Genomic DNA, 24,650 nt, shown 5'->3' with positions numbered 1-24,650 from the left:
ATGGTTAAAGTATATGCCCCGGCTTCCAGCGCCAATATGAGCGTCGGTTTTGATGTGCTGGGTGCGGCGGTGTCGCCGGTTGATGGCTCACATTTGGGTGATTACGTCACGGTTGAAGCGGCAGACAGCTTCAGCCTGACCAACCTTGGGCGGTTCGCCAGCAAGCTGCCGGATGAACCGCGCGAGAACATTGTTTATCAGTGCTGGGAGCGTTTCTGCCAGGAAATTGGCAAGACGATTCCCGTGGCGATGACGCTTGAGAAAAACATGCCCATCGGCTCCGGGCTGGGATCCAGCGCCTGTTCGGTGGTGGCTGGCCTGATGGCGATGAATGAATTTTGCGGTAAGCCTTTGAGCGACACACGCTTGCTGGCGCTAATGGGCGAGCTGGAAGGGCGTATTTCCGGCAGCATTCATTACGATAACGTCGCGCCTTGTTTCCTCGGCGGCATGCAGTTAATGATCGAAGAAAACGGCATCATCAGCCAGCAGGTGCCAGGCTTTGATGAGTGGCTTTGGGTGCTGGCGTACCCAGGGATTAAGGTTTCAACCGCCGAAGCGCGTGCGATTTTACCCGCCCAGTATCGCCGCCAGGACTGCATCAGCCACGGTCGTCATCTGGCCGGTTTTATTCATGCCTGTCATACCCGCCAGCCTGCACTCGCGGCGAAGCTGATGAAGGATGTGATTGCTGAACCTTACCGCGCCAAACTGCTGCCGAAGTTTGATGAGTCCCGTAAAGCCGTGGCGGATATCGGCGCCTTGGCGAGCGGGATTTCGGGTTCTGGCCCGACCTTATTTGCACTGTGCGATAACACCGATACCGCGCAGCGCGTGGCTGACTGGCTCAGCCAACATTATTTGCAGAACCAGGAAGGTTTTGTACATATTTGCCGTCTGGATACGGCTGGCGCACGAGTTTTGGGATAAGACATGAAACTGTACAACCTTAAAGATCACAACGAGCAGGTCTCCTTTGCACAGGCGGTTACCCAGGGCCTGGGCAAACAGCAGGGCCTGTTTTTCCCGCATGACCTGCCTGAGTTTGAACTGACTGAAATCGACGCCATGCTGGAGATGGATTTTGTCAGCCGTAGCAGCAAAATTTTGTCCGCATTTATCGGGGATGAGATCCCGCAGGAGATTCTGGAAGAGCGCGTGCGTGCGGCCTTCGCGTTTCCTGCACCAGTGAACATGGTTGAGCCGGACGTGGGCTGCCTGGAACTGTTCCACGGCCCGACGCTGGCGTTTAAAGACTTTGGCGGGCGTTTTATGGCGCAGATGCTGACCCACATCAGCGGCGACAAGCCTGTAACCATTCTGACTGCAACATCCGGCGATACCGGTGCGGCGGTGGCCCATGCGTTCTACGGCCTTAAGAATGTGCGCGTCGTTATTCTTTATCCGCGTGGGAAAATCAGCCCGCTGCAGGAAAAACTGTTCTGTACCCTCGGTGGAAATATCGAAACCGTGGCGATTGACGGCGATTTTGATGCCTGCCAGGCGCTGGTCAAACAGGCATTTGATGATGAAGAACTGAAGGTGGCGCTGGGGTTAAACTCGGCAAACTCCATCAACATTAGCCGCCTGCTGGCGCAGATCTGCTATTACTTCGAAGCGGTGGCCCAGCTGCCGCAGGAAGCCCGTAATCAGCTTGTGGTCTCCGTGCCGAGCGGTAACTTTGGCGATCTGACGGCTGGCCTGCTGGCAAAATCCCTCGGCCTGCCGATTAAGCGCTTTATTGCGGCGACTAATGCCAACGACACCGTTCCGCGTTTCCTGGCTGAAGGCCAGTGGGCACCTAAAGCGACCGTGGCCACGCTGTCCAACGCCATGGATGTTAGCCAGCCGAACAACTGGCCGCGAGTGGAAGAGCTTTTCCGCCGCAAAATTTGGCGTCTGACCGACCTTGGCTATGCTGCCGTGACCGACGAAACCACCAAAGACACGATGCGCGAGCTGAAGGCGATTGGCTACGTTTCTGAACCACACGCGGCGATTGCTTACCGTGCTCTGCGCGACCAGCTGCAGCCAGGTGAGTTTGGGCTGTTCCTGGGGACCGCGCATCCGGCGAAGTTTAAAGAGAGCGTGGAAGAGATTCTGGGCGAAGCGCTGCCGCTGCCGGAGGAGCTGGCCTCCCGCGCCGATCTGCCGCTGCTGTCCCACAACCTCCCGGCTGATTTTGCTGAACTGCGTAAATTCATGATGGTTAAAGCGTAATTCTGAAGCCCCATTTTGCTTGTCAGACTGGGGCGTTTTTCCCTGTAAATCAGGGAGAAAATAAGCAGGCATTTAGCAGGAAAAAAGGAGAAATTCCCATAAAATGCGGATGCTTAGATATTAGGATTGCGGAGAATAACGCGGGTGTGATTTCCGACATAAGCTCATCTTAACGGGCCCACTGGGCCGGCTTGAGAAGTAAGGAGCAAGTTATGTTGAAATCCATTTTTCTGGCGTTGTCCCTGCTGGTGGTGACGCCGCTGGCGGTACAGGCGGGAGAAATCACGCTGGTGCCTGCCGTGACGCTGCACTTCGGCGATCAGGATAACCACGGGCGCTACTGGGACGGCCATTACTGGCGAGACCACGACTGGTGGGTAAGACACTATGAGTGGCGTGAACATCGCTGGCAGCGGCATGCAAGATTCGATGGCCCACCGCCATATCACCATGATAATCGCTGGGACAGATAACCGGCGCGAGTTCAAAGTAAAACGCCAGCTTAACGCTGGCGTTTTTTTATTGCTCGTGGCGCTTAAACACCAGTTCGTTTTGCTGGGACGCTTCTTCATCAAAGAAATAGCCGTCGGTATTAAACGCTTTGAGTTGTTCTGGCTTTGTCAGGCGATTCTCAATGATGTAGCGGCTCATCAGCCCGCGCGCTTTTTTCGCGTAGAAGCTGATGACTTTAAACTTGCCGTTCTTCTCATCGAGGAAGACGGGCTTGACGATCTCCGCGTTCAGCTTCTTCGGCTTCACCGCTTTAAAGTATTCATCAGACGCCAGATTGACCACGATATTGTCGCCCTGGGTGGCCAGCACCTGGTTCAGCTTCTCGGTAATCGTCTCGCCCCAGAAGTGATACAGATCTTTGCCTTTCGGGTTTTCCAGGCGGATGCCCATTTCCAGCCGGTAAGGCTGCATTAAGTCCAGCGGACGCAGCACACCGTACAGCCCGGAAAGCATCCGCAGGTGCTGCTGGGCGAAATCAAAGTCTGCTTCACTAAACTCTTCGGCCTGCAGGCCGGTATAAACGTCACCTTTAAAGGCGAGAATAGCCGGACGCGCGTTTTGTGGCGTAAATGCCGGGTGCCAGTCATGGAAACGAGTTTCGTTCAGAGAAGCCAGCTTATCGCTGATGCTCATCAGGGAGGCAATTTGCGGCGCGCTAAGCTTGCGGGCAACGCTAATTAACTGTTGTGAGTATTCCAGCAGCTCCGGCTGTGTATAGCGGTCCGTCGGCAGCTCGCTTTGGTAATCCAGCGTCTTGGCAGGTGAGATAAGAATTAGCATGTCCACTCCTTGCATAGTTTGGCCGTTACTTTAGCAAATTTCCCGCCTGTCGCGGCCTATGGCTGCAATCAGCTAAGGTTTTTTTTCCACGTCTCTGTCCCAAACGCCGGGGGCAAGCTGGGTCTTAATCTCCGGGAAACGGTTGGGGTTGAAAATAGGCGATATGCCCAGCTTTTGCTGGCGCAGATAATCTGCCGCTATCGTTTTCACCACAGGAGAAAGCAGCAGGATCGCCGTGATATTGGTTAACGCCATAATAGCCATCGCCACGTCTGCCAGCTGCCAGACCAGTGGCAGCGCGGCCTGCGTACCGAACATCACCATAGTGAGCACCATAAAGCGCAGTAAAAATTTCAGCGCGCGGCTGTCCTGGTTCAGGAACAGCAAATTGTTCTCTGCGTAGGTGTAATTCGCCATGATAGACGTGAAGGCGAACAGGAAAACGATAACCACGATAAAACCGCTGCCCCAGCTGCCTACGGCTGAGCTGAGCGCTTGCTGAACCAGAATAATGCCGCTGCGTGACGTTTCTATGCCATCCATCATGCCGGACATCAGCACAATGGCGGCAGTCGCGGTGCAGATGATCACTGTATCAATTAATACCCCAAACATTTGCACCACGCCCTGAGTGGCCGGGTGTGGGGGCCATGCGGCCGCCGCTGCGGCTGCGTTAGGCGTGGAGCCCATGCCAGCTTCGTTAGAAAACATCCCGCGCTGGAAGCCATTGGTGATGGCCTGGCTGACGGTATAACCCAGTGCGCCCGAAGCGGCTTCGTGCCAGCCGAAGGCGTGGCTGAAAATCAGCCTGATGACATCGGGGAAACGTTCAATGTGCAGCCCCACAACATACAGGCTCATGCATACCCAGAGTAATGCCATTAGCGGCACCAGCCACTGTGAGAGGTGAGCAATGGTCCGCATTCCTCGCCAAATGACCAGCGCGGTAACCGTAACCAGGAAAAGGCCCACCCAGATTTTTGGCACGTCAAATGCGTAGTGAGTGGCAATCGCGATGGAGTTGGCCTGTACGGCGTTGAACACCATGCCGAAGGCAACGATCAAAAAGACGGAAAACAGCACCCCCATCCAGCGCATGCCAAGCCCACGCTCCATATACCAGGCCGGGCCGCCGCGGTAGTTTCCTTCTTTGTCGCGGGTTTTATAGAGTTGGGCGAGGGAGCACTCTGCGAAGGCGGTGGCCATGCTGAGCACGGCGGCAACCCACATCCAGAACACCGAACCGGGGCCACCTGCTGAGATGGCCAGCGCAATGCCCGCAAGGTTACCGCTGCCGACGCGCGCGGCAAGGCTGGTGCAAAGTGCCTGGAATGAGGATATTCCGGAAGGATCCGGCGAGTCGCTGTTGCGCAGGAAAAGGCGCAGCCGGGTAAAGTAACGGAACTGGACGAAGCCGCTGCGGAAGGTGAACCAGATGCCCGCGCCAATAAGCAGCCAAAGTAGGACCGAGCCCCAAAGCACCTCATTGATAAAAAATAAAAAATCTGTCATTAACGTCCCTCTTGTTAATGCGTGATGGCGGCGAGGTTGACGGGCCCGGGCCATGCAATCCATTACGTTACAGATAAAATGGCGGTCGAGTTTACCATATTCTCGTCCACTGGACGGACAGCACTTGTCGCGGTTGCACCTGATGGGCGGCGTGATATCATCAAGCCAGACCGGTTACATCTCCCTAACAAGCTACACCTGAAGAGAAACACTCATTATGACGGATAAATTGACTTCTTTGCGTCAACTGACCACCGTGGTTGCTGACACCGGAGATATCGCGGCGATGAAGCTGTACCAGCCGCAAGATGCTACTACCAACCCTTCTCTGATCCTTAACGCTGCACAGATCCCTGAGTACCGTAAACTGATCGACGAAGCGATTACCTGGGCTCGTAGCCAGAGCAACGATCGCGCTCAGCAGGTGGTTGACGCTTCCGACAAGCTGGCTGTAAACATCGGCCTGGAAATTCTGAAGCTGATCCCTGGCCGTATCTCTACCGAAGTGGATGCTCGCCTTTCCTATGACACCGAAGCCAGCATCGCGAAAGCCAAGCACCTGATCAAACTCTACAACGACGCGGGCATCAGCAACGATCGCATCCTGATTAAACTGGCTTCTACCTGGCAGGGCATCCGCGCTGCAGAGCAGCTGGAAAAAGAAGGCATCAACTGTAACCTGACCCTGCTGTTCTCCTTCGCTCAGGCCCGTGCCTGTGCTGAAGCTGGCGTGTTCCTGATCTCTCCGTTCGTTGGCCGTATCCTTGACTGGTACAAAGCTAACACCGATAAGAAAGAGTACGCACCGCAGGAAGATCCAGGCGTGGTTTCTGTGACTGAAATCTACCAGTACTACAAGCAGCACGGGTATGAAACCGTGGTGATGGGTGCAAGCTTCCGTAACGTCGGTGAAATCGTCGAGCTGGCTGGCTGTGACCGCCTGACTATCGCACCTGCCCTGCTGAAAGAGCTGGCAGAAAGCGAAGGCGCAATCGAGCGTAAGCTGAGCTACACCGGGGAAGTGAAAGCGCGTCCTGAGCGCATCACCGAGTCCCAGTTCCTGTGGCAGCACAACCAGGATCCAATGGCCGTAGACAAACTGGCGGACGGTATCCGTAAGTTTGCTATCGACCAGGAAAAACTGGAAAAAATGATCGGCGACCTGCTGTAATCATTCTCGTGGCCGGCTTCTGTCGGCCACGCTTTTCACCGCTTTCCCTGTCTGCAACGCCTTTCCCCGTGTATCATTCCTCTCAGACTTGCTGATTTCCGGGATTGATATGAATACCTTACGCATTGGACTCGTGTCCATTTCAGACCGCGCTTCTAGCGGCGTTTATCAGGATAAAGGCATCCCTGCGCTGCAAGAGTGGCTTGAGCAGACGTTGACGACGCCGTTTAAAATAGAAACCCGTCTGATCCCTGACGAGCAATCCATCATTGAACAAGCACTTTGCGAGCTGGTGGATGAAATGGCCTGCCATTTGGTGCTGACCACCGGCGGAACCGGGCCGGCGCGTCGTGACGTAACGCCGGACGCTACGCTCGCCGTCGCCGATCGTTTAATGCCCGGCTTTGGCGAACAGATGCGTCAGATCAGCCTGCATTTTGTCCCGACAGCGATCCTCTCGCGTCAGGTGGGCGTCATTCGCAAACAGGCCTTGATCCTCAACCTTCCGGGGCAGCCAAAATCTATTCAGGAAACGCTCGAAGGCGTGAAAGATGAAACCGGCAAGGTTGTGGTGCCGGGAATTTTTGCGAGTGTACCGTATTGTATACAGCTGCTGGATGGGCCTTATGTTGAAACGCATGACCATGTGGTAGCAGCTTTCCGCCCTAAAAGCGCTCGGCGCGAGACAAAACCCTGAATAATTAGCTTTTGTGACATAAGATCGAATTGATATGGAGTGTGAACATTTTATCGTTATAGTAACTCTGGCTTTACAGCTAAACGGAAAAAATAATTAACACTCCTCTTTACAAGCGGTCCCCTATGTCAAAACAGCACGCCAGACCTCTTAACCGGCAGGATTACAAAACCCTGACGCTTGCAGCCCTCGGTGGCGCCCTCGAATTCTACGACTTCATTATCTTCGTCTTCTTTGCGGCGGCGCTGGGAGAGCTTTTCTTCCCGGCCGATATCCCGGAGTGGCTGCGCCAGGTGCAGACATTCGCTATTTTCGCGGCCGGTTATCTTGTGCGTCCGCTGGGCGGGGTTGTGATGGCGCACTTTGGCGATCTGGTTGGCCGCAAAAAGATGTTTACCCTCAGTATACTGCTGATGGCGGTACCGACGCTGGCCATAGGTTTGTTGCCAACGTACGCTTCATTAGGCATTGCGGCTCCTCTGTTGCTGTTGCTGATGCGTATTCTGCAGGGGGCGGCAATCGGCGGCGAAGTGCCGGGCGCCTGGGTGTTTGTCTCTGAGCATGTGCCGGATAAGCGGATTGGTATTGCCTGCGGCATTTTGACGATGGGGCTGACCGTCGGGATTCTGTTGGGCTCCGTGGTGGCAACCATTATTAATACTTCCATGACCCAGCAGGCGATTCATGACGGCGGCTGGCGCATTCCTTTCTTCCTTGGCGGGATTTTTGGTCTGGTGGCGATGTACCTTCGCCGCTGGCTGCGTGAAACGCCGATCTTCCTCGAAATGCAGCAGCGTAAAGCGCTGGCCGAGGAGATGCCGCTTAAGTCAGTCGTGGTTGGGCATAAAAAAGCGGTGGTTGTTTCTATGCTGCTGACCTGGCTGCTCTCCGCCTGCATCGTGGTGGTGATATTGATGTCGCCGATCTGGCTGCAAAAACAGCATGGGATCGCGCCTGCCTTAACGTTGCAGGCAAACAGTATTGCCACGATTATGCTGTGCGTGGGCTGCCTGCTGGCAGGGCTGTCGGCTGACCGCTTTGGCTCAGGGAAAACCTTTACCGTCGGCAGCGTCTTGCTCGCCATCTGTAGCTGGATGTTTTATCACCTGAGTGGGACGCATCCAGAACATCTCTTCTTGCTGTATGGCCTGGTCGGGCTGAGCGTGGGCGTGGTTGGCGCGGTGCCATTTGTTATGGTGCGAGCCTTCCCGGCGCAGGTACGATTCACCGGAATTTCGTTTTCTTACAATCTGTCCTATGCCATTTTTGGCGGCCTGACGCCGATTGCGGTCACCATGTTAATGGGCGTGTCGCCAATGGCTCCGGCCTGGTACGTGCTGGCGCTTGCCGTTGTGGGTTTGGCGATGGGGATTTGGCTAAGAAAGGATATTCATCATCAGGACAAGATAGAGAAAAGGGCGCTGACGCCTTCCTGAATAAAAAAACGCGGAGCAGGGCTCCGCGTTTTGCTTTCCGCTAAAGGAATATTAGTGCTTTTCGCCGATAGGCAGCACGGTGCGGCCAAACTGCTCGTTCAGCACTTCACCCATCGCCAGGTAGATAGCGCTGGCGCCACACACCAGGCCAATCCAGCCCGCGACTTTCACCATACCTTCGTTATCTGCCAGGTGGCCAATCGCCAGCAAGGCAAACAGCACGGTCAGGCTGGCAAACACGAACTGCAGCATACGTGGGGCCTTCAGGGTGCCGAAGAACATGAACAGGGTGAAGACACCCCACAGGCTCAGGTACGCGCCAAGGAAGTGGCCGTTGGCCGCATCGCTGAGGCCCATTTTAGGCATCAGCAGAATCGCTACCAGCGTCAGCCAGAAAGAGCCGTAAGAAGTGAAGGCGGTTAAACCGAAAGTGTTCCCTTTTTTAAACTCCAGCAGGCCCGCGAAGATTTGCGCGATACCGCCGTAGAAAATCCCCATCGCGAGGATAGTAACGTCAAAACCAAAAATACCTGCGTTATGCAGGTTGAGCAAAATGGTGGTCATGCCGAAGCCCATTAAGCCCAGGGGAGCTGGATTAGCCAACTTAGTGTTGCCCATAGTTCCTCTGAAAAATTCATCTGAAATGTAGTGTTAATTAAGGCCCCGCAGCCGGGAGTCCGGTTGCGGGCGCGGCATAATAATCAGGCAGCACGTCGGCGTCTATGATCTGAGCGGGGGGAAAGCAGAAAATTTTTTTTCACCTGCCCCTTGATGGCAAGCGTTGCGACCCCATCTTGTATGCAACCGCAGTTGGCGGACCTGAAAAAAAACGCTTCGGGCAGTTGAAACAGACGCTTTTGCCCGCATAACAGGTTCACAACCACATGATGACGAATTTTTAGTGGAGACGTTTAGATGGGTAAAATTATTGGTATCGACCTGGGGACTACTAACTCTTGTGTCGCGATTATGGATGGTACAACTGCTCGTGTGCTGGAGAACGCCGAGGGCGACCGCACCACGCCTTCTATCATTGCTTACACGCAGGACGGCGAAATCCTGGTAGGTCAGCCGGCTAAACGTCAGGCAGTGACTAACCCGCAAAACACTCTGTTTGCGATTAAACGCCTGATTGGCCGTCGCTTCCAGGACGAAGAAGTGCAGCGTGATGAAGCCATCATGCCTTACAAAATCATCGGCGCTGACAACGGCGACGCATGGATTGACGTAAAAGGTCAGAAAATGGCACCGCCGCAGATCTCTGCTGAAGTGCTGAAGAAAATGAAGAAAACCGCTGAAGATTACCTGGGTGAGCCGGTAACCGAAGCTGTTATCACCGTACCTGCATACTTTAACGATGCTCAGCGTCAGGCAACCAAAGACGCTGGCCGTATCGCAGGTCTGGAAGTGAAACGTATCATCAACGAACCAACCGCTGCCGCTCTGGCTTACGGCCTGGATAAAGAAGTCGGCAACCGTACTATCGCGGTTTACGACCTCGGTGGTGGTACTTTCGATATCTCTATTATCGAAATCGACGAAGTTGACGGCGAGAAAACCTTCGAAGTTCTGGCAACCAACGGTGATACCCACTTGGGTGGTGAAGACTTCGACAGCCGTATGATCAACTACCTCGTTGACGAGTTTAAGAAAGATCAGGGCATTGACCTGCGTAACGATCCGCTGGCAATGCAGCGCCTGAAAGAAGCGGCAGAAAAAGCCAAAATCGAGCTTTCTTCTGCACAGCAGACCGACGTGAACCTGCCGTACATCACTGCAGACGCGACCGGTCCAAAGCATATGAACATCAAAGTGACCCGTGCGAAACTGGAATCCCTGGTCGAAGACCTGGTCAACCGTTCTATCGAGCCGCTGAAAGTTGCCCTGCAGGATGCTGGCCTGTCCGTTTCCGATATTCAGGACGTTATCCTGGTCGGCGGCCAGACTCGTATGCCAATGGTGCAGAAAAAAGTTGCTGAGTTCTTCGGTAAAGAGCCGCGTAAAGACGTTAACCCGGACGAAGCTGTTGCTATCGGTGCAGCGGTTCAGGGTGGTGTTCTGACGGGTGAAGTGAAAGACGTACTGCTGCTGGACGTTACCCCGCTGTCTCTGGGTATCGAAACCATGGGCGGCGTGATGACTGCACTCATCAACAAAAACACCACTATCCCGACCAAGCACAGCCAGGTGTTCTCTACTGCGGAAGACAACCAGTCTGCGGTAACCATCCATGTGCTGCAGGGTGAGCGTAAACGTGCTGCGGATAACAAAGATCTGGGCCAGTTTAACCTTGACGGTATTAGCCCGGCACCGCGCGGTATGCCACAGATCGAAGTCACCTTCGACATCGATGCTGACGGTATTCTGCACGTCTCCGCGAAAGACAAAAACAGCGGCAAAGAGCAGAAGATCACCATCAAAGCATCTTCTGGCCTGAACGAAGACGAAATCCAGAAAATGGTTCGTGATGCAGAAGCTAACGCCGAAGCTGACCGCAAGTTCGAAGAGCTGGTTCAGACCCGTAACCAGGGTGACCATCTGCTGCACAGCACCCGTAAGCAGGTTGAAGAAGCAGGCGACAAACTGCCGGCCGACGACAAAACTGCTATTGAGTCTGCGCTGACCGCGCTGGAAGCGTCCCTGAAGGGCGAAGACAAAGCGGACATCGAAGCTAAAATCCAGGCTCTGGCTGAAGTTTCCCAGAAGCTGATGGAACTGGCTCAGCAGCAGCACGCTGAGCAGCAGGCTGGCAATGCCGCAGATGCAGGCCACGCTAACGCCGGCAAAGACGACGATGTTGTTGATGCTGAGTTCGAAGAAGTTAAAGATAAAAAATAATCGCCCTGATGCAGGGTAATTAACCGGCACGGGCGCGGAGTTTACTCCACGCCCGTGCTCGTATGTTAAGGGCAGAAAAAAGAGATGGCGAAGAGAGACTATTACGAGGTTTTAGGCGTTCCGAAGTCAGCGGAAGAGCGTGAAATCAAAAAGGCTTACAAGCGCCTGGCGATGAAGTTCCATCCGGACCGTAACCAGGGCGATAAAGAGGCCGAGGCGAAGTTCAAAGAGATCAAAGAAGCCTACGAAATCCTTACCGACGATCAAAAACGTGCGGCCTACGATCAGTACGGTCACGCTGCGTTTGAACAAGGTGGTATGGGCGGCGGTGGCGGCTTTGGCGGCGGCGGTGCCGACTTCAGCGATATCTTTGGCGACGTATTCGGCGACATTTTTGGTGGCGGACGCCGCCAGCGTGCGTCCCGCGGTGCAGACCTGCGCTACAACATGGACTTAACGCTTGAGGAAGCGGTTCGTGGCGTCACCAAAGAGATCCGTATCCCGACGCTCGAAGAGTGTGAAGTTTGCCACGGCAGCGGCGCGAAGAAAGGGTCTTCCCCGCAGACCTGTCCAACCTGTCACGGCCAGGGCCAGGTGCAAATGCGCCAGGGCTTCTTTACCGTGCAGCAAAGCTGCCCGCACTGTCAGGGCCGCGGCACTATCATTAAAGATCCGTGCAACAGCTGCCACGGCCACGGCCGCGTAGAGAAAACCAAAACGCTGTCGGTGAAAATCCCGGCAGGCGTGGATACCGGTGACCGTATTCGTCTGTCTGGCGAAGGCGAAGCGGGCGAACACGGCGCGCCATCAGGCGATCTGTACGTTCAGGTTCAGGTGAAACAGCACCCAATCTTCGAACGTGAAGGCAACAATCTGTACTGCGAAGTGCCGATCAACTTTGCGATGGCTGCGCTGGGTGGGGAAATTGAAGTCCCAACCCTGGACGGTCGGGTTAACTTGAAGGTTCCGGGTGAAACGCAAACCGGCAAGCTGTTCAGAATGCGCGGTAAAGGCGTGAAGTCCGTACGCGGCGGTGCGCAGGGCGATCTGCTGTGCCGTGTCGTTGTAGAGACGCCGGTGAGCCTCAATGAAAAACAGAAAAAGCTGCTGCGCGATTTAGAAGAGAGCTTCGGTGGCCCCACCGGGGCGAATAACAGCCCGCGTTCGAAGAGCTTCTTCGACGGGGTGAAGAAATTCTTTGATGATTTAACTCGGTAATTTCTTCCTGTTGGTATGTTTCAAAAAACCTGAACTGCTTCATTCGGTTCAGGTTTTTTTATGCTTTTTGATATAAGTCGGTTTTTCCGATCGTTTTTTGTCATATAAGCTGTTTTTAACGATGTGTCATTGTCGCTATTCTGGCTACCCTATTAGTGTTCAGGATGAATACGCTACTTAGAGAGTTGGGTGAAATAATGACTAAAAATCTGCAACATTTTTTTCAGAATGATGCCGCCGGCGGTATTTTTTTGATTGTTGCCGCCGCGCTGGCAATGCTGCTGGCAAATATGGGATCGACCAGCGCCGGCTATGAGGCTTTTCTTGCCACACCTGTTGAAGTGAGAATTGGGCCGCTGGATATCAGTAAAAATCTGCTGCTGTGGGTGAATGACGCCCTGATGGCGATTTTCTTCCTGATGATTGGCCTTGAGGTGAAGCGGGAAATGGTTATCGGCTCACTGGCCGATCGCCGCCAGGCTTCATTCCCGGTCATTGCCGCCCTCGGCGGGATGGTCGTGCCGGCTCTGCTTTATCTGGTTTTCAACTATGCTGATCCTGTAACGCGTGAAGGCTGGGCCATCCCTGCGGCAACGGATATCGCGTTTGCTTTGGGGATCCTGGCGCTTTTGGGTAACCGTGTTCCGCTGGCACTGAAGGTTTTCCTGATGGCGCTGGCAATTATTGATGATCTTGGCGCAATTGTGATTATCGCGCTGTTTTATACCAGCGATCTTTCGGTGATGTCGCTCGGTGTCGCTGCCGTGGCCATTGTGGCACTGGCATTGCTGAACCTGTTTAACGTGCGTCGTACCGGAGTCTACATTCTGGTGGGCGTAATATTGTGGACTGCGGTACTGAAATCAGGCGTGCATGCCACGCTTGCAGGCGTGATTATTGGCTTCTTCATTCCACTGAAAGAAGAAAAGGGACGCTCGCCAGCTCAGGACCTGGAGCATGTGCTGCATCCGTGGGTCGCCTTCCTGATCCTGCCGCTGTTTGCTTTTGCTAATGCAGGGGTTTCCCTCAGCGGAGTGACCATGCAGGGGCTAACGTCGCTTCTGCCGCTGGGTATTATGGCCGGGTTGTTCATCGGTAAGCCGCTGGGCATCAGCCTGTTTTGCTGGCTGGCGCTGAAGTTTAAACTTGCCTCACTGCCAGAGGGAACAAGCTTCAGGGATATTATGGCGGTAGGCGTGCTGTGCGGCATAGGGTTTACGATGTCCATCTTCATCGCTTCGCTGGCCTTTGGTGACGTTGACGCGGAGCTGATCACTTGGGCGAAGCTGGGAATTCTGCTGGGCTCGTTGCTCTCTGCCGTCGTCGGTTTCATGATGCTAAAAGCACGATTGCCTAAGGCGACTTCATGACGTTACTGGCTGCCGGGTCATCGTCAGATGACCCGATAATGGATTAATTCTCAGGGAGTGAAGGGCATGTCCCATATCAATTACAATCATCTTTATTATTTCTGGCACGTTTGCAAAGAAGGGTCGGTTGTCGGTGCCGCTGAGGCATTGTTCCTGACCCCACAAACGATCACCGGGCAAATCAAAGCGCTTGAAGAGCGCCTGCAGGGCAAACTATTCCGCCGTCAGGGCAGGGGACTTGTCCCTTCGGAGCTGGGGCAACTGGTGTTCCGCTACGCCGACAGAATGTTTACCCTGAGCCAGGAAATGCTGGATATCGTTAACTACCGTAAAGAAGCTAACATTTTGTTTGATGTTGGCGTGGCGGATGCGTTATCCAAGCGTCTGGTTAGCGGCGTGCTGGATGCGGCCGTGGTCGAGGATGAGCAGATCCACCTGCGCTGTTTTGAATCTACCCATGAAATGCTGCTGGAGCAGCTTAGCCAGCATAAGCTGGATATGATCATTTCGGACTGCCCGATTGATTCTACTCAGCAGGAAGGGCTGTTCTCGGTGAAGCTCGGTGAATGCGGTATCAGTTTCTGGTGCCAGGGACCGAAGCCTGAACTGCCTTTCCCCGCCTGTCTGGAAACCAGACGTCTGCTTATTCCCGGGCGTCGCTCAATGCTGGGGCGCAAACTGCTTAACTGGATTAACATCCAGGGACTGAAGATTGAGATTCTGGGCGAGTTTGATGATGCCGCGCTGATGAAGGCGTTTGGCGCCGCACATAACGCTATCTTTGTGGCACCGACGCTGTATGCGCAGGATATCTATAACGATGACGATATCGTTGAGATAGGCAGAATGGATAACGTGCTGGAGGAGTACCATGCCATTTTTGCCGAACGAATGATTCAGCATCCTGCGGTGCAGCGTATCTGCAGCAAGGATTACTCAGCGTTGTTTAAAGTTGACTGAATGACAGGCATAAAAAAACCGGCGTTAGCCGGTTTTTTTATCAAAGCTCACAGCAAAAAGGCGATTAAGCCAGTTTGTTGATTTGCGCAGTCAGGTTTGCTTTATGACGCGCAGCTTTGTTTTTGTGGATCAGACCTTTAGCAGCCTGACGGTCCACGATTGGTTGCATTTCGTTAAATGCTTTCTGTGCAGCAGCTTTATCGCCAGTTTCAATCGCTGCGTATACTTTCTTGATGAAAGTACGCATCATAGAGCGACGGCTTGCGTTGTGCTTACGAGCCTTTTCAGACTGTACAGCACGTTTCTTAGCTGATTTGATATTAGCCAAGGTCCAACTCCCAAATATGATCTATGTGGACAATTCAAAGGCCGAGGAATATGCCCCGTTAGCCTTCTTTTGTCAATGGATTTGTGCAAATAAGCGTCGTTAAATTTCCGACACCTCTTACGTGTGATGGCGCGGATTCTACCAGCATCAGGCTTCGGAATACAGTCTTTCGCATCAAAATTCGTCAAGACAAATGCGAAGTCTGCGCAAAGCCCTTCCCAGTACAATGAATTCATTCAAGCTTTACGTTAAAGGCGCTAATCGCCGGTTAACCTTAATCGCGGTAGTTGGTATAATCCGCCAATTTCCACTGTTTTGAGCCAGCCATGAAGCTGATACGCGGTATACATAATCTGCGCCGGGAGCACCACGGGTGTGTACTCACCATTGGTAATTTCGACGGCGTGCATCGTGGCCACCAGGCGCTATTAAAGGGTCTGTGCGAAGAGGGGCGTGCGCGCAACCTTCCAGTAATGGTCATGATTTTTGAGCCTCAACCGCTCGAATTGTTTGCACCGGAAAAAGCCCCTGCACGGCTGACTCGCCTGCGAGAAAAGCTGCGCTACCTGGCCGAATGTGGCGTGGACTACGTGCTGTGCGTGCGCTTTGATCGCCGCTTCGCCGCGCTGAGCGCACAAAACTTTGTGAGCGACCTTCTGGTTGACCGGCTCGGGGTGCAATTCCTCGCGGTGGGTGATGATTTCCGCTTTGGCGCTGGTCGCCAGGGGGATTTCTTGTTATTACAGAAGGCTGGCCGCGAATACGGTTTTGATATCGCCAGCACCCAAACGTTTTGTGACGATGGGGTGCGTATCAGCAGTACCGCGGTGCGCCAGGCGCTGGCCGATGATGACCTGCAGCAGGCAGAAAACCTGTTAGGGCATCCGTTTATGATCTCCGGCCGCGTTGTGCATGGGGATGAACTGGGTCGTACTATTGGCTTCCCGACGGCAAACCTGCCGCTGCGTCGCCATGTTTCCCCGGTAAAAGGGGTTTATGCGGTGGAAGTCTCAGGCCTTGGTGAAAAGCCGATTGCCGGCGTGGCAAACATCGGTACTCGCCCTACGGTGGCGGGAATACGCCAGCAGCTTGAAGTCCATTTACTGGACGTTGTAATGGACCTTTATGGTCGCCATATAGAAGTAGTGCTGCGTAAAAAGATACGTAATGAGCAGCGATTTGCTTCACTCGATGAGCTGAAGGCGCAAATCGCCAGAGATGTGGTGTCAGCCCGAGAATTTTTTGAGTCAAATGCCTGAAAGGCTAACCGAAATACGGAACCGAGAATCTAATGAGTGACTTTAAATCTACCCTAAATTTGCCTGAAACAGGGTTCCCGATGCGCGGCGACTTAGCCAAGCGCGAACCGGGTATGCTGGCGCGTTGGAATGATGACGATCTGTACGGCATCATCCGTAATGCGAAAAAAGGCAAAAAAACCTTTATTTTGCATGATGGCCCTCCTTATGCGAACGGTAGCATTCACATTGGTCACTCAGTTAACAAGATTCTGAAAGATATTATTATCAAATCTAAAGGGCTTTCCGGCTTCGACTCGCCGTACGTGCCGGGCTGGGACTGTCACGGTCTGCCAATCGAGCTTAAGGTTGAGCAGGAATTTGGCAAGCCGGGCGAGAAATTCACCGCAGCAGAATTCCGTGCAAAATGCCGCGAATACGCCGCTAATCAGGTTAACGGTCAGCGCGAAGACTTCATCCGTCTGGGCGTGCTGGGCGACTGGTCGCATCCTTATCTGACCATGGACTTCAATACTGAAGCCAACATCATTCGTGCGCTGGGCAAAATCATCGGCAATGGCCACCTGCACAAAGGTGCTAAGCCGGTTCACTGGTGCGTGGACTGCCGTTCTGCGCTGGCGGAGGCCGAAGTTGAGTATTACGACAAAACATCCCCGTCCATTGACGTAACGTTCAATGCCGTTGATGCCGATGCGGTGAAAGCTAAGTTTGGTGCTTCTGCCGTTGATGGCCCGGTCTCTCTGCTTATCTGGACCACAACGCCGTGGACGCTGCCAGCTAACCGCGCTATCTCTCTGGGCGCCGAGTTCGATTACGTGCTGGTGCAGATTGAAGGCCAGGCGCTGATCGTGGCGAAAGACCTGCTGGAAAGCGTGCTGAAGCGCGCTGGCGTAACTGATTACCAGGTTCTCGGTACCGTAAAAGGCGCTGAGCTTGAGCTGCTGCGCTTTAAGCACCCGTTTATGGGCTTTGACGTCCCGGCTATTCTGGGCGATCACGTTACCCTGGACGCGGGTACCGGTGCGGTTCACACCGCCGGTGGTCACGGCCCGGACGACTACACCATCAGCCAGAAATACGGCCTGGAAATCGCGAACCCGGTTGGCCCGGACGGGAGCTATCTGCCGGGAACCTATGAAGGTCTGGACGGTGTTCAGGTGTTCAAAGCGAACGACCTGATCGTTAACATCCTGCGTGATAAAGGTGCTCTGCTGCACGTTGAAAAACTGCTGCACAGCTACCCACACTGCTGGCGCCACAAAACGCCGATCATTTTCCGTGCAACGCCACAGTGGTTTATCAGCATGGATCAGAAAGGCCTGCGCGCGCAGTCCCTGAAAGAGATCAAAGGCGTACAGTGGATCCCTGACTGGGGCCAGGCGCGTATCGAATCCATGGTGGCAAATCGCCCTGACTGGTGTATCTCGCGTCAGCGTACCTGGGGCGTGCCGATGTCCCTGTTCGTGCATAAAGAGACCGAAGAACTGCACCCACGTTCGCTCGAGCTGATGGAAGAAGTCGCTAAGCGCGTTGAGCAAGATGGCATCCAGGCGTGGTGGGATCTCGATCCGCGCGACATCATGGGTGATGACGCAGACAACTACGTTAAAGTGCCTGATACCCTGGACGTATGGTTCGATTCAGGATCTACTCACTCTTCCGTTGTCGACGTGCGCCCAGAGTTCCACGGTCACGCGGCGGATATGTACCTGGAAGGTTCGGATCAGCATCGCGGCTGGTTCATGTCTTCCCTGATGATCTCCACGGCGATGAAAGGCAAAGCGCCTTACCGTCAGGTACTGACCCACGGCTTTACCGTGGATGGTCAGGGCCGCAAGATGTCCAAATCTATCGGCAACACCGTTAGCCCACAGGACGTGATGAACAAACTCGGCGCGGACATTCTGCGTCTGTGGGTGGCATCTACCGATTACACCGGCGAGATGGCCGTTTCCGACGAGATCCTGAAACGCTCCGCTGACGCTTACCGCCGTATCCGTAACACCGCCCGTTTCCTGCTGGCCAACCTGAACGGCTTCAATCCAGAAACCGATATGGTGAAACCGGAAGAAATGGTGGTGCTGGATCGCTGGGCCGTTGGCTGTGCGCAAGAGGCGCAGGCGGATATCATCGCCTCTTACGAAAACTACGATTTCCACGAAGTTGTGCAGCGCCTGATGCGCTTCTGCTCCGTGGAAATGGGCTCGTTCTACCTCGACATCATCAAAGACCGTCAGTACACCGCGAAAGCGGACAGCGTGGCGCGTCGCAGCTGCCAGACCGCGCTGTACCACATTGCTGAAGCGCTGGTCCGCTGGATGGCGCCGATCATGTCCTTCACCGCCGATGAAATCTGGGGCTACCTGCCAGGTTCTCGCGAGAAGTATGTGTTCACCGGTGAATGGTACGAAGGTCTGTTTGGCCTGGCGGAAAGCGAAGCGATGAACGGTGAGTTCTGGGACACGCTGCTGACCGTTCGTGGTGAAGTGAACAAGGTTATCGAGCAGGCTCGTGCTGATAAGCGCATCGGTGGTTCTCTGGAAGCGGCAGTGACGCTGTACGCTGACGCAGAGCTGGCGGCCAAGCTGAACAGCCTGAGCGATGAATTACGATTTGTCCTGTTGACCTCCGGGGCTGCGGTTGCCGATTATGCGCAGGCGAGTGAAGACGCTCAGCAGAGCGAAATCCTCAAAGGGCTGAAAGTGGCTCTGCGTAAAGCCGACGGTGAGAAGTGCCCGCGCTGCTGGCATTACACCACCGATATCGGTCAGGTAGCGGAACACGCAGAAATCTGCGGCCGCTGTGTCAGCAACGTAGCCGGTGACGGCGAACAACGTAAGTTTGCTTGATGAAACCCATTTTCTCTACCGGATTGCGCTGGCTGTGGCTGGTGGTGGTAGTGCTGATTGTGGACCTGGGCAGTAAATATCTGATCCTCCAGCATTTCATGCTGGGGGATACGGTATCCCTGTTCCCGTCCCTGAATTTGCACTATGCGCGTAACTATGGCGCGGCGTTTAGCTTCCTGGCCGACAAAGGCGGCTGGCAGCGCTGGTTCTTCGCGGGTATCGCTATCGGTATCTGTGTGGCGTTGGTGTGGATGATGTATCGCGCTAAAGCCAGCCAGAAACTGAATAACATCGCCTATGCGTTAATCATTGGCGGTGCGCTCGGGAATCTGTTCGATCGCCTGTGGCACGGTTTTGTCGTCGACATGATCGATTTCTACGTTGGCGACTGGCATTTTGCCACCTTCAATCTGGCCGATACCGCAATTTGTATCGGTGCGGCGCTGATTGTGCTGGAGGGATTCTTTGTTTCCTCCGACAAGCCCGCGAAGCAAAAAGGGTAATCCATGGCTGAATCCGTACAAACCAACAGCGCGGTGCTGGTGCACTTTACGCTTAAGCTTGAGGATGGCTCCACCGCGGAGTCAACCCGCGCTAACGGTAAGCCTGCGCTATTCCGCCTTGGGGATGAAACATTGTCGCCAGGCCTGGAAGACCAACTGGTTGGCCTGAAAGCTGGAGACAAAAAAGCATTCTCGCTGGCGCCAGAAGCAGCTTTTGGCATTCCAAGCCCGGATATGATCCAGTACTTCTCTCGCCGTGAGTTTGTCGAAGCGGGCGAACCGGAGCCGGGCGCTATCATGCTCTTTACCGCAATGGATGGCAGCGAAATGCCGGGCGTGGTGCGTGAAGTTAACGGTGATTCTATCACCGTAGACTTTAACCATCCGCTGGCCGGGCAGACTATCCATTTTGATATTGAAGTGCTGGAAGTTGATCCGGTCCTGGAGGCGTTGAATGCAGATCCTGTTGGCTAATCCCAGAGGCTTTTGCGCTGGGGTCGACCGCGCTATCAGCATTGTGGAAAACGCGCTGCAGATTTACGGCGCGCCTATCTACGTTCGTCATGAAGTGGTGCATAACCGCTATGTGGTGGACAGCCTGCGCGAGCGCGGAGCGATTTTTATCGAGCAAATTAGCGAAGTGCCGGACGGCGCTATCCTGATTTTCTCCGCGCACGGTGTTTCTCAGGCGGTGCGTAACGAAGCGAAGAGCCGTGAGCTGACAGTTTTCGATGCCACCTGTCCGTTAGTGACTAAAGTGCATATGGAAGTGGCGCGTGCCAGCCGCCGAGGTGAAGAGTCTATTCTGATTGGCCATGCTGGCCACCCGGAAGTGGAAGGCACCATGGGCCAGTACAGCAACCCGAAAGGGGGCATGTACCTGGTGGAGTCACCGGACGATGTCTGGACGCTTGAAGTCAAAGACGAAAGCAATCTGTCGTTTATGACCCAAACTACGCTTTCCGTGGACGATACCTCGGATGTGATTGACGCCCTGCGTCAGCGCTTCCCGAAAATTATCGGCCCGCGTAAAGACGACATTTGTTATGCCACGACCAACCGTCAGGAAGCGGTTCGGGCGCTGGCCACGGAAGCTGATGTTGTGCTGGTGGTAGGCTCCAAAAACTCCTCAAACTCCAACCGTCTTGCCGAACTGGCGCAGCGGATGGGGAAAGCCGCCTGGCTTATTGATGATGCTTCTGATATTCAGGAGTCCTGGCTAAAAGACGTGAATTGCGTCGGTGTTACCGCCGGGGCCTCTGCGCCTGATGTATTGGTGCAAAACGTCATTGCTCGCCTGCGCGAACTTGGCGGGAGCGAAGCTCAGGAACTGACAGGGCGCGAAGAGAACATCGTCTTTGAAGTGCCGCGTGAACTGCGCGTGGACATCCGTGAAGTGGATTAGCGTCGCAGATTTCCGTTTATGAGAAGATGCCAGCTGGTGTATGCCCGCTGGCATTTTTTATGGAGAACAGCATGACCAGAACCCCGATTATTCTTGATACTGACCCCGGTATCGACGATGCGGTTGCCCTTGCCGCGGCTTTATTTGCACCCCAGCTAGATTTGAAACTCATCACCACCGTGGCTGGAAATGTCTCGGTGGACAAAACCACGCGTAATGCCCTTCAACTGCTGGAATTTTGGCAGAAAGAGACGCCCGTAGCGAAAGGGGCTTCTGTCCCGCTGCTGCGCCCGCTGCGGGATGCAGCTTACGTGCACGGCGAGTCGGGAATGGAAGGGTATGTCTTCACCGAAACATCTCGTCGTGAACTACCAATTCCCGCATTCCAGGCCATGTACGATTGTCTGAAAAGCAGCGATGAGCCGGTGACTCTGGTTACCATTGGTCCACTGACTAACGTTGCCATGTTGCTGACGCAGTACCCTGAATGTAAGACGCGTATTAAACGCGTGGTCATGATGGGCGGCTCTGCGGGGCGGGGTAACTTTACGCCGACGGCTGAATTTAATATGGCCATTGATCCCGAGGCGGCAGCACGCGTCTTTGACAGCGGGCTGGATATCGTCATGTGTGGGCTGGATGTGACAAATCGTGCAATGCTTGCGCCTGAATTTCTGGCCCATCTGCCAGCCTTGAATCGCACCGGGAAGATGCTGCATGCGCTATTCAGTCATTACCGCAGCGGCAGCATGGATACCGGCCTGCGAATGCATGATTTAACAGCGATTGCGTGGCTGGTGAAGCCCGAGCTGTTCCAGACATTCCCCTGCTTTGTCGCGGTAGAAACGCACGGCACTTATACCAGCGGAACGACAGTGGTGGATCTCGAACATCGTCTCGAACGTCCGGCCAATGCACAGGTTGCGCTGGATATTGATATCCCAGGTTTTCAGGCGTGGGTTGCTGAAGTTCTGGCGTTGGCACCGTGAATAATTATCCCATTAAAAACAGGGGTATTATCTGCGTTATTGATAACTGCCGGGCCATGACAGTAAATTCTAATTATGGGTGTTTTCGGCTGGCGGCCTGCTAGAGGGCTGGTTAACCTGATAACGTTTTTAAGAATTATTTAACCAAAGAGTAATGATATGCATGATGCACAGATTCGCGTAGCCATCGCTGGCGCGGGCGGCCGTATGGGACGCCAGTTAATTCAGGCGGCTTTACAGCTGGATGGCGTTCAGCTTGGGGCGGCGCTTGAGCGTCCTGGCTCTTCCCTGGTCGGTAGCGATGCGGGTGAGCTGGCCGGCGTGGCAAAAACAGGGGTGCTGGTAAGCGATAACCTGGATGCGGTCGCTAACGATTTCGACGTTTTTATTGATTTTACCCGCCCTGAGGGAACGCTGGCTCACCTGGCATTTTGCCTCAAGCATGGCAAAGGCATGGTCATCGGCACGACGGGTTTTGATGAAGCCGGCAAGCAGGCCATTAACGATGCGGCGCGTGAGATCCCGATTGTTTTCGCGGCAAACTTTAGCGTGGGCGTGAACGTCATGCTGAAGCTGCTGGAGAAAGCGGCAAAAGTCATGGGCGATTACACCGATATCGAAATCATCGAAGCGCACCACCGCTACAAGGTGGATGCCCCGTCAGGCACCGCGTTGGCGATGGGTGAAGCGATTGCTCAGGCGATGGACAAAGATCTTAAAGATTGTGCTGTTTATACCCGCGAGGGCCATACCGGTGAACGTGTGCCTGGCACCATCGGTTTTGCCACCGTGCGTGCGGGCGATATCGTCGGGGAGCATACCGCGATGTTTGCAGATATTGGCGAGCGGGTTGAGATTACCCATAAGGCTTCCAGCCGCATGACGTTTGCTAACGGGGCAGTTCGCTCAGCTTTATGGCTTAAAGGTAAAAAGAACGGTATTTTTGATATGCGAGATGTACTGTATCTCAATAATTTGTAGTTAAATGCATCCTTATAAATGTGGTTGTTTGTTTTTAATTGATTGATTTTAGGGTGATTTATTTCACCCTTTTATTTTTTTGAGTGTTTGATACTAATTTATCTGTGTGAGTCATTAAATTGGTGGTCATCCTCTGTTTTTGTGTTGTTGTAATGTTAATTTTGACCACCTGGTCCACTTTTTCACTGTCCTCTCTCCACTTTTCCAGTATTTATGGTCGGCAACCGATTACTTTCCCCAGGTTAGTTGGCTATTTTGACCTTCAAATCAGATATTTTTACTCTGAGCGGCAAAAGAGACATAAAAACTTCGTCTTGAGGTAGACTTTTCCCCGGCTTGTCTCTAGAATGCCGCCGTTTGCCAAAAATCCGTAGGGCAGACGCTTTTTGCATTTGATTCAGGCGTTAGTTTTGAATTAATATGCGAATAAATTGAATGTTTATTCCCTGGAGGACGTTTTGATTAAGTCAGCGCTGTTGGTTCTGGAAGACGGAACCCAATTCCACGGTCGGGCCATTGGGGCATCGGGTACGGCAGTGGGTGAAGTCGTTTTCAATACCTCATTGACCGGTTATCAAGAAATCCTCACTGATCCTTCCTACTCCCGCCAGATCGTCACTCTTACTTATCCTCATATCGGTAATGTCGGCACCAATGAAGCCGACGAAGAATCCTCCCAGGTTCATGCGCAAGGCCTCGTCATTCGTGACCTGCCGCTGATTGCCAGTAACTTCAGAAGTCAGGAAGACCTTTCTTCATACCTTAAGCGCCATAACATCGTGGCGATTGCCGATATTGATACCCGTAAGCTGACCCGCCTGCTGCGTGAAAACGGTGCCCAGAACGGCTGCATCATCGCGGGCGATAACGTAGACGCGGCCCTGGCGCTGGAAAAAGCGAAAGCATTCCCTGGCCTGAACGGCATGGACCTCGCTAAAGAAGTCACCACGAAAGAAGCTTACACCTGGCAGCAGGGGAGCTGGACGCTGGAAGGCGACCTGCCAGAAGCGGCGAAAACCGAAGAGTTACCTTTCCACGTAGTGGCTTATGACTACGGCGCGAAACGCAATATTCTGCGTATGTTGGTGGACAGAGGCTGTCGCCTGACGGTGGTGCCTGCTCAAACGCCAGCGGAAGACGTGCTGAAGATGAACCCGGATGGCATCTTCCTTTCTAACGGCCCTGGCGACCCGGCACCTTGCGACTACGCCATCAGCGCAATCAAATCCTTCCTGGAGACAGAAATTCCTGTCTTTGGTATCTGCCTTGGCCACCAGCTGTTGGCGCTGGCCAGCGGTGCCAACACCGTAAAAATGAAGTTTGGTCACCACGGCGGCAACCACCCGGTAAAAGACCTGGACAAAGACTGCGTGATGATCACCGCGCAGAACCACGGTTTCGCGGTTGATGAAACCACGTTGCCTGCTAACCTGCGCGTAACCCACAAATCACTGTTCGATGGCACCCTGCAGGGGATTCATCGTACCGATAAAGCCGCGTTCAGCTTCCAGGGGCACCCTGAGGCGAGCCCGGGGCCGCACGACGCTGCACCGCTGTTTGACCACTTTATCGATTTGATTAAGCAATACCGTTCTACCGCTAAATAATCAGGAGCCGAGAA

The 24,650-nt window shown here is 53.9% G+C and carries 22 protein-coding genes; 18 read left to right on the top strand and 4 right to left on the bottom strand.

Annotation, left to right across the window (positions count from 1 at the left end; translation table 11 throughout):
* From thrB to F3J28_RS13680, 3 genes are all read left to right on the top strand, one after another.
* Window positions 1-930, top strand: coding sequence for a homoserine kinase (gene thrB / locus F3J28_RS13690; protein ID WP_008461668.1), 930 nt, complete (start codon window positions 1-3; stop codon window positions 928-930).
* A 3-nt stretch (window positions 931-933) separates the two neighbouring features.
* Window positions 934-2,220 carry a threonine synthase gene (gene thrC, locus F3J28_RS13685; RefSeq protein WP_008461670.1) on the top strand — a complete coding sequence of 429 codons (1,287 nt, stop codon included), beginning with the start codon at window positions 934-936 and terminating at the stop codon, window positions 2,218-2,220.
* 212 nt (window positions 2,221-2,432) lie between these two features.
* Complete coding sequence (locus F3J28_RS13680) at window positions 2,433-2,693, top strand: DUF2502 domain-containing protein (protein WP_166876896.1); 261 nt, start codon at window positions 2,433-2,435, stop codon at window positions 2,691-2,693.
* A gap of 46 nt (window positions 2,694-2,739) precedes the next feature.
* On the opposite strand, the gene yaaA is transcribed toward F3J28_RS13680, so the two are convergent.
* On the bottom strand, window positions 2,740-3,513 hold the full coding sequence (gene yaaA / locus F3J28_RS13675; protein ID WP_166876893.1) for a peroxide stress protein YaaA: 774 nt from the start codon (window positions 3,511-3,513) through the stop codon (window positions 2,740-2,742).
* A gap of 72 nt (window positions 3,514-3,585) precedes the next feature.
* The gene (locus F3J28_RS13670; RefSeq protein ID WP_166876890.1) at window positions 3,586-5,025 is read right to left on the bottom strand and encodes an alanine/glycine:cation symporter family protein; all 1,440 of its coding nucleotides are present in this window, start codon (window positions 5,023-5,025) and stop codon (window positions 3,586-3,588) included.
* 217 nt (window positions 5,026-5,242) lie between these two features.
* Between F3J28_RS13670 and tal the strand changes: the two genes are divergently transcribed.
* The 3 genes from tal to F3J28_RS13655 all read left to right on the top strand — a co-directional run bounded on the left by tal (window position 5,243) and on the right by F3J28_RS13655 (window position 8,329).
* Window positions 5,243-6,196, top strand: a complete 954-nt coding sequence (tal, locus tag F3J28_RS13665) for a transaldolase (protein WP_008461680.1) — start codon at window positions 5,243-5,245, stop codon at window positions 6,194-6,196.
* Window positions 6,197-6,305: 109 nt separating this feature from the next.
* Window positions 6,306-6,893, top strand: coding sequence for a molybdopterin adenylyltransferase (gene mog / locus F3J28_RS13660; RefSeq protein WP_085541382.1), 588 nt, complete (start codon window positions 6,306-6,308; stop codon window positions 6,891-6,893).
* A gap of 125 nt (window positions 6,894-7,018) precedes the next feature.
* Window positions 7,019-8,329, top strand: coding sequence for an MFS transporter (locus F3J28_RS13655; RefSeq protein ID WP_166876887.1), 1,311 nt, complete (start codon window positions 7,019-7,021; stop codon window positions 8,327-8,329).
* Window positions 8,330-8,380: 51 nt separating this feature from the next.
* Here the strand turns inward: F3J28_RS13655 and satP are convergent, their stop codons facing one another.
* Window positions 8,381-8,947, bottom strand: a complete 567-nt coding sequence (gene satP / locus F3J28_RS13650; RefSeq protein ID WP_166876884.1) for an acetate uptake transporter — start codon at window positions 8,945-8,947, stop codon at window positions 8,381-8,383.
* A gap of 297 nt (window positions 8,948-9,244) precedes the next feature.
* Between satP and dnaK the strand changes: the two genes are divergently transcribed.
* From dnaK to nhaR, 4 genes are all read left to right on the top strand, one after another.
* The gene (gene dnaK / locus F3J28_RS13645; RefSeq protein ID WP_039300308.1) at window positions 9,245-11,167 is read left to right on the top strand and encodes a molecular chaperone DnaK; all 1,923 of its coding nucleotides are present in this window, start codon (window positions 9,245-9,247) and stop codon (window positions 11,165-11,167) included.
* Between the two features lie 84 nt (window positions 11,168-11,251).
* Window positions 11,252-12,385, top strand: coding sequence for a molecular chaperone DnaJ (gene dnaJ, locus F3J28_RS13640; RefSeq protein ID WP_008461691.1), 1,134 nt, complete (start codon window positions 11,252-11,254; stop codon window positions 12,383-12,385).
* Between the two features lie 197 nt (window positions 12,386-12,582).
* On the top strand, window positions 12,583-13,755 hold the full coding sequence (gene nhaA, locus F3J28_RS13635) for a Na+/H+ antiporter NhaA (RefSeq protein ID WP_166876881.1): 1,173 nt from the start codon (window positions 12,583-12,585) through the stop codon (window positions 13,753-13,755).
* A 66-nt stretch (window positions 13,756-13,821) separates the two neighbouring features.
* On the top strand, window positions 13,822-14,715 hold the full coding sequence (gene nhaR, locus F3J28_RS13630; protein WP_166876878.1) for a transcriptional activator NhaR: 894 nt from the start codon (window positions 13,822-13,824) through the stop codon (window positions 14,713-14,715).
* Window positions 14,716-14,779: 64 nt separating this feature from the next.
* Here the strand turns inward: nhaR and rpsT are convergent, their stop codons facing one another.
* Window positions 14,780-15,043: a 30S ribosomal protein S20 gene (gene rpsT / locus F3J28_RS13625; RefSeq protein WP_008461694.1), complete on the bottom strand. Its 264-nt coding sequence runs from the start codon at window positions 15,041-15,043 to the stop codon at window positions 14,780-14,782.
* Between the two features lie 326 nt (window positions 15,044-15,369).
* On the opposite strand from rpsT, the gene ribF reads away from it, so the two are divergent.
* The 8 genes from ribF (at window position 15,370) to carA (ending at window position 24,636) form a co-directional block, all read left to right on the top strand.
* Window positions 15,370-16,302 carry a bifunctional riboflavin kinase/FAD synthetase gene (gene ribF / locus F3J28_RS13615; RefSeq protein WP_166876875.1) on the top strand — a complete coding sequence of 311 codons (933 nt, stop codon included), beginning with the start codon at window positions 15,370-15,372 and terminating at the stop codon, window positions 16,300-16,302.
* 32 nt (window positions 16,303-16,334) lie between these two features.
* Window positions 16,335-19,151: an isoleucine--tRNA ligase gene (gene ileS, locus F3J28_RS13610; protein WP_166876872.1), complete on the top strand. Its 2,817-nt coding sequence runs from the start codon at window positions 16,335-16,337 to the stop codon at window positions 19,149-19,151.
* Window positions 19,148-19,654, top strand: a complete 507-nt coding sequence (lspA, locus tag F3J28_RS13605; protein WP_039290186.1) for a signal peptidase II — start codon at window positions 19,148-19,150, stop codon at window positions 19,652-19,654. The genes ileS and lspA overlap by 4 nt, the downstream gene beginning before the upstream one ends.
* A gap of 3 nt (window positions 19,655-19,657) precedes the next feature.
* On the top strand, window positions 19,658-20,128 hold the full coding sequence (fkpB, locus tag F3J28_RS13600) for an FKBP-type peptidyl-prolyl cis-trans isomerase (RefSeq protein ID WP_039300323.1): 471 nt from the start codon (window positions 19,658-19,660) through the stop codon (window positions 20,126-20,128).
* Window positions 20,109-21,059 carry a 4-hydroxy-3-methylbut-2-enyl diphosphate reductase gene (gene ispH / locus F3J28_RS13595; protein WP_166876868.1) on the top strand — a complete coding sequence of 317 codons (951 nt, stop codon included), beginning with the start codon at window positions 20,109-20,111 and terminating at the stop codon, window positions 21,057-21,059. Before fkpB ends, ispH begins: the two co-directional genes overlap by 20 nt.
* Window positions 21,060-21,130: 71 nt before the next feature.
* Complete coding sequence (gene rihC / locus F3J28_RS13590; protein WP_166876866.1) at window positions 21,131-22,048, top strand: ribonucleoside hydrolase RihC; 918 nt, start codon at window positions 21,131-21,133, stop codon at window positions 22,046-22,048.
* Window positions 22,049-22,207: 159 nt separating this feature from the next.
* Window positions 22,208-23,029, top strand: a complete 822-nt coding sequence (dapB, locus tag F3J28_RS13585) for a 4-hydroxy-tetrahydrodipicolinate reductase (RefSeq protein WP_166876863.1) — start codon at window positions 22,208-22,210, stop codon at window positions 23,027-23,029.
* A gap of 458 nt (window positions 23,030-23,487) precedes the next feature.
* Window positions 23,488-24,636 (top strand): glutamine-hydrolyzing carbamoyl-phosphate synthase small subunit, encoded by a 1,149-nt coding sequence (gene carA / locus F3J28_RS13580; RefSeq protein ID WP_166876860.1) that lies wholly within the window; start codon window positions 23,488-23,490, stop codon window positions 24,634-24,636.
* The last annotated feature ends 14 nt before the right edge of the window (window positions 24,637-24,650 follow it).

It is taken from the genome of Enterobacter sp. Ap-1006, from assembly GCF_011752835.1.
GTDB lineage: Bacteria > Pseudomonadota > Gammaproteobacteria > Enterobacterales > Enterobacteriaceae > Cedecea.
The sequence above is the reverse complement of the archived record's forward strand: the minus strand, read 5'-3'. Positions and strand labels throughout refer to the sequence as shown.